Below are 3,067 nucleotides of genomic sequence, written 5' to 3' on the forward strand. Positions count from 1 at the left end.
CAGCTGCGCCTGCTCGTCAGCCGCGACCAGCGCTTGATCGAGCTCAATGTCGAGCTCCCCGCGCCGCAGTCCTCTGCTGTTGCCTTGACGCTGGCCGACGGGTCGCACGCTGCGCGCCGCCACTGGCTCGGCGCCTGAGGCAGCATGAAGACACCGCGGCCGCCGGGCCTGCTGGTGCTGGCCGTGTTGGCACTGCATCTGCTGCTCGGCCACGAGGTGCAGCGCATCCACGAGGGCTGGATCAGCGAAGGCCCGCCGCCCATGCCGGCGCGCATGCAGATCGCCCTGGTGCGCGAGATGCAGTTGCATGAGCCGCCTGCTTTGCGCGTGCGGCCGCCTTCGCCACCTCAGCCGCGCGCCAAGGCGCCGTCAGCGAACGTCCAACTGCCAGGTCCGGCGGCCTCCGCACCTGAGCCCGTCGCCGCATCGGAACCGCCGTTCCCCGAGCCCGTCGCGTCCGTAGCGTCAGCGCCTGAACAACCCGCCTCCGTTGCCCAGGCCGCGTCGGCGCCGCCGGTGGACGGGGAGCCCGGTCCTGAATGGCCGCTGTCAACGCGGCTCAGCTATGTGCTGACCGGCAACTACCGGGGACCAATCAGCGGCCAGGCCCAGGTCGAATGGCTGCGCAAGGGGCGGGACTACCAAGTCCACCTCGACGTCGGCGTCGGCCCCGGCTTCGCGCCGCTGATCACACGACGCATGAGCAGCCAGGGCCAGTTGACGCCCGAGGGCATCGCGCCGCAACGCTACGACGAGGAGACCAAGGTCATTCTCAGTGACAGCCGGCGCGCCAGCGTGTTCTTCCTGGGCAATGAGGTCCAACTCGCCACCGGTTCGCGCGAGCCGGCCTCGCGGGGCGCGCAGGATTCGGCCAGCCAGTTCGTCCAGTTGACCTGGCTCTTTTTGACCGGCCGCGAGCTGCTCCAGGCTGGGCGCACCGTGCAGTTCCCGCTGGTGCTGGCTCGCCGTCAATACATCTGGCAATACGAAGTGGTGGGCGAAGAGACGCTGGATACGCCGATGGGCCCGCTGGCCAGCTGGCATCTCAGGCCCACCCGTGCGCCCGCCGGTGGCGACCTGGCCGCTGAAGTCTGGCTGGCACCTGGCCTGCAATACCTGCCCGTGCGCCTGGTCATCCGACAGGACGCCGACACCTATATCGATCTCATGCTCAAGAGCGCGCCGCTGCAAGCCGCGCCAGAATCAATCAACGACACGCCCAGGAAACTCAGCCAATGACCTACGAATGCATCCTCACCGCCGTCCATGGCGACGGCCCGCGCAAGACCGGACTGATCACGCTGAACCGCCCCAAGGCGCTGAACGCGCTGAACGACCAGCTGATGGACGAAATGGGCGCCGCCCTGCTCGCCTTTGACGCCGATGACGGCATCGGCTGCATCGTGCTGACCGGATCGGAGCGCGCCTTCGCGGCCGGCGCCGACATTCCGACCATGCTGCCCCACACCTTCGCCACGGCTTTCAAGAGCGGTTTGATCTCCAAGAACTGGGAGACCATCCTGCAGGTGCGCAAACCCGTCATCGCTGCGGTAGGCGGCTTTGCGCTCGGCGGCGGCTGTGAGCTGGCGATGATGTGCGACTTCATCATCGCGGCCGACACAGCCAAGTTCGGCCAACCCGAGATCAAGCTTGGCATCGTCCCCGGCGCGGGCGGCACCCAGCGCCTGCCGCGCGCGGTGGGCAAGAGCAAGGCCATGGACATGCTGTTGACCGCCCGCATGATGGGCGCCGCAGAAGCCGAGAGCGCAGGCCTGGTGTCGCGCGTCGTGCCGGCTGACAAGCTGCTCGAAGAAGCCCTGGCCGCCGCTGAAACCATCAATGGCTTCAGCGGCCCCTCGGTCATGCTGATCAAGGAACTCGTCAACCTCGCCTATCAGGCGCCGCTCACCGACGGCGTGGCCGTGGAGCGCCGCTACTTTCATGCGCTGTTCGGCAGCCATGATCAGCACGAGGGCATGGAAGCCTTCCTGGCCAAGCGAGCGCCGAACTTCGAGCACCGTTGATGGCTTGTGGCGAAACGATGACGAACTAGGGATGACTGTTTGCGTTGAATGAATAGTCAGTTCCCGCCAGCCTAGTATTTCTACTGAGATCAGCTCCCTACAGTTCGGCCCATGGACACCGCGGTCGCGATGTCCGAGTGACCTAGAAAGCAGGAAGTTCCTGCCAGACACTGAAGGAGCCCGTCATGAGCAAGCTGTCCACCCTCATCGCCGCCACCCTGTTGATCGCCGCAGGCGCCGCCTCCGCCCAAACCACCCCGTTGACCCGCGAGCAAGTCGTTGCCGATCTGGTTGCGGCCCGTAACAGCGGCGAACTGGCCGCCATCCAGGGCGAAAAGGGCATCGAAGTGACGACCCCGGGCGCGGCCAAGGCTGCCGCGGTTGCCACTGTCAAGCTTCCCCGCCAGGCCGTGCTGACCGTCAAGCCGAGCGAAGTGCGCGCCGACGAGAAGATCGCCGCCGCCCAGGCAGCCGACCATGGTGAAAACGCCGCCCGCGAACTGGGTGATTTCCCGGCTCCTGTCGTGCGCCGTGCCTCCGCCCTGGCCAGCCGTTGAGCGAACGCTGAAACAAAGCGGTTTCAAACCGACGAAAGGCGACCCGAGAGGGCAATGCCAGACAGTTAGGGCATCAAGGCACTGACTGGAGATAAAAAGGGAACGTGTTGAAAACGTTCCCTTTTTGCTTTGCGCCTGCTTCAAAGTCCCCTTGACCAGACCCCGCAACAAATGCCGCATGACGCCTTCGCGCAGCTGTCGCAGCTCATCGACAGCGAATGCATCGCGGGCAAAGCGCCCGCCTCGGCAGCCTAGTTTCCGCCTTCCCGGCGCAGCGCCGGGAACAGGATCACATCGCGGATTGACGGCGAGTCCGTGATCAACATCATCAGCCGGTCGATGCCGATGCCGCAGCCGCCGGTCGGAGGCATGCCGTATTCCAGCGCGCGGATGAAGTCGGCGTCGAAGAACATCGCCTCTTCGTCGCCGGCATCCTTGTTGGCGACCTGGGCGTGGAAGCGCGCGGCCTGGTCCTCGGCGTCGTTC

At 66.0% G+C, this 3,067-nt stretch carries 4 protein-coding genes; 3 read left to right on the plus strand and 1 reads right to left on the minus strand.

Translation table 11 applies throughout. The features are described 5' to 3' along the window. Positions 1–144: 144 nt before the first annotated feature. From AC1DU6_RS25235 to AC1DU6_RS25245, 3 genes are all read left to right on the plus strand, one after another. Complete coding sequence (locus AC1DU6_RS25235; protein ID WP_457325581.1) at positions 145–1,239, plus strand: DUF3108 domain-containing protein; 1,095 nt, start codon at positions 145–147, stop codon at positions 1,237–1,239. Further along, on the plus strand, positions 1,236–2,024 hold the full coding sequence (locus AC1DU6_RS25240; RefSeq protein ID WP_056204419.1) for an enoyl-CoA hydratase: 789 nt from the start codon (positions 1,236–1,238) through the stop codon (positions 2,022–2,024). Before AC1DU6_RS25235 ends, AC1DU6_RS25240 begins: the two co-directional genes overlap by 4 nt. Before the next feature lie 185 nt (positions 2,025–2,209). Next, positions 2,210–2,581, plus strand: a complete 372-nt coding sequence (locus AC1DU6_RS25245; RefSeq protein WP_056204416.1) for a DUF4148 domain-containing protein — start codon at positions 2,210–2,212, stop codon at positions 2,579–2,581. A 251-nt stretch (positions 2,582–2,832) separates the two neighbouring features. On the opposite strand, the gene AC1DU6_RS25250 is transcribed toward AC1DU6_RS25245, so the two are convergent. Beyond that, a partial coding sequence (locus AC1DU6_RS25250; protein ID WP_477860434.1) for an amino acid--tRNA ligase-related protein occupies positions 2,833–3,067 on the minus strand: 235 nt, incomplete at its 5' end.

This window comes from Roseateles sp. P5_B10 (assembly GCF_056400485.1).

What these genes read in the sequence shown, in the direction of transcription:
- AC1DU6_RS25235 (WP_457325581.1), top strand. Translation starts at nt 145, where the DNA reads ATGAAGACACCGCGGCCGCCGGGCCTGCTGGTGCTGGCCGTGTTGGCA.
- AC1DU6_RS25240 (WP_056204419.1), top strand. Translation starts at nt 1,236, where the DNA reads ATGACCTACGAATGCATCCTCACCGCCGTCCATGGCGACGGCCCGCGC.
- AC1DU6_RS25245 (WP_056204416.1), top strand. Translation starts at nt 2,210, where the DNA reads ATGAGCAAGCTGTCCACCCTCATCGCCGCCACCCTGTTGATCGCCGCA.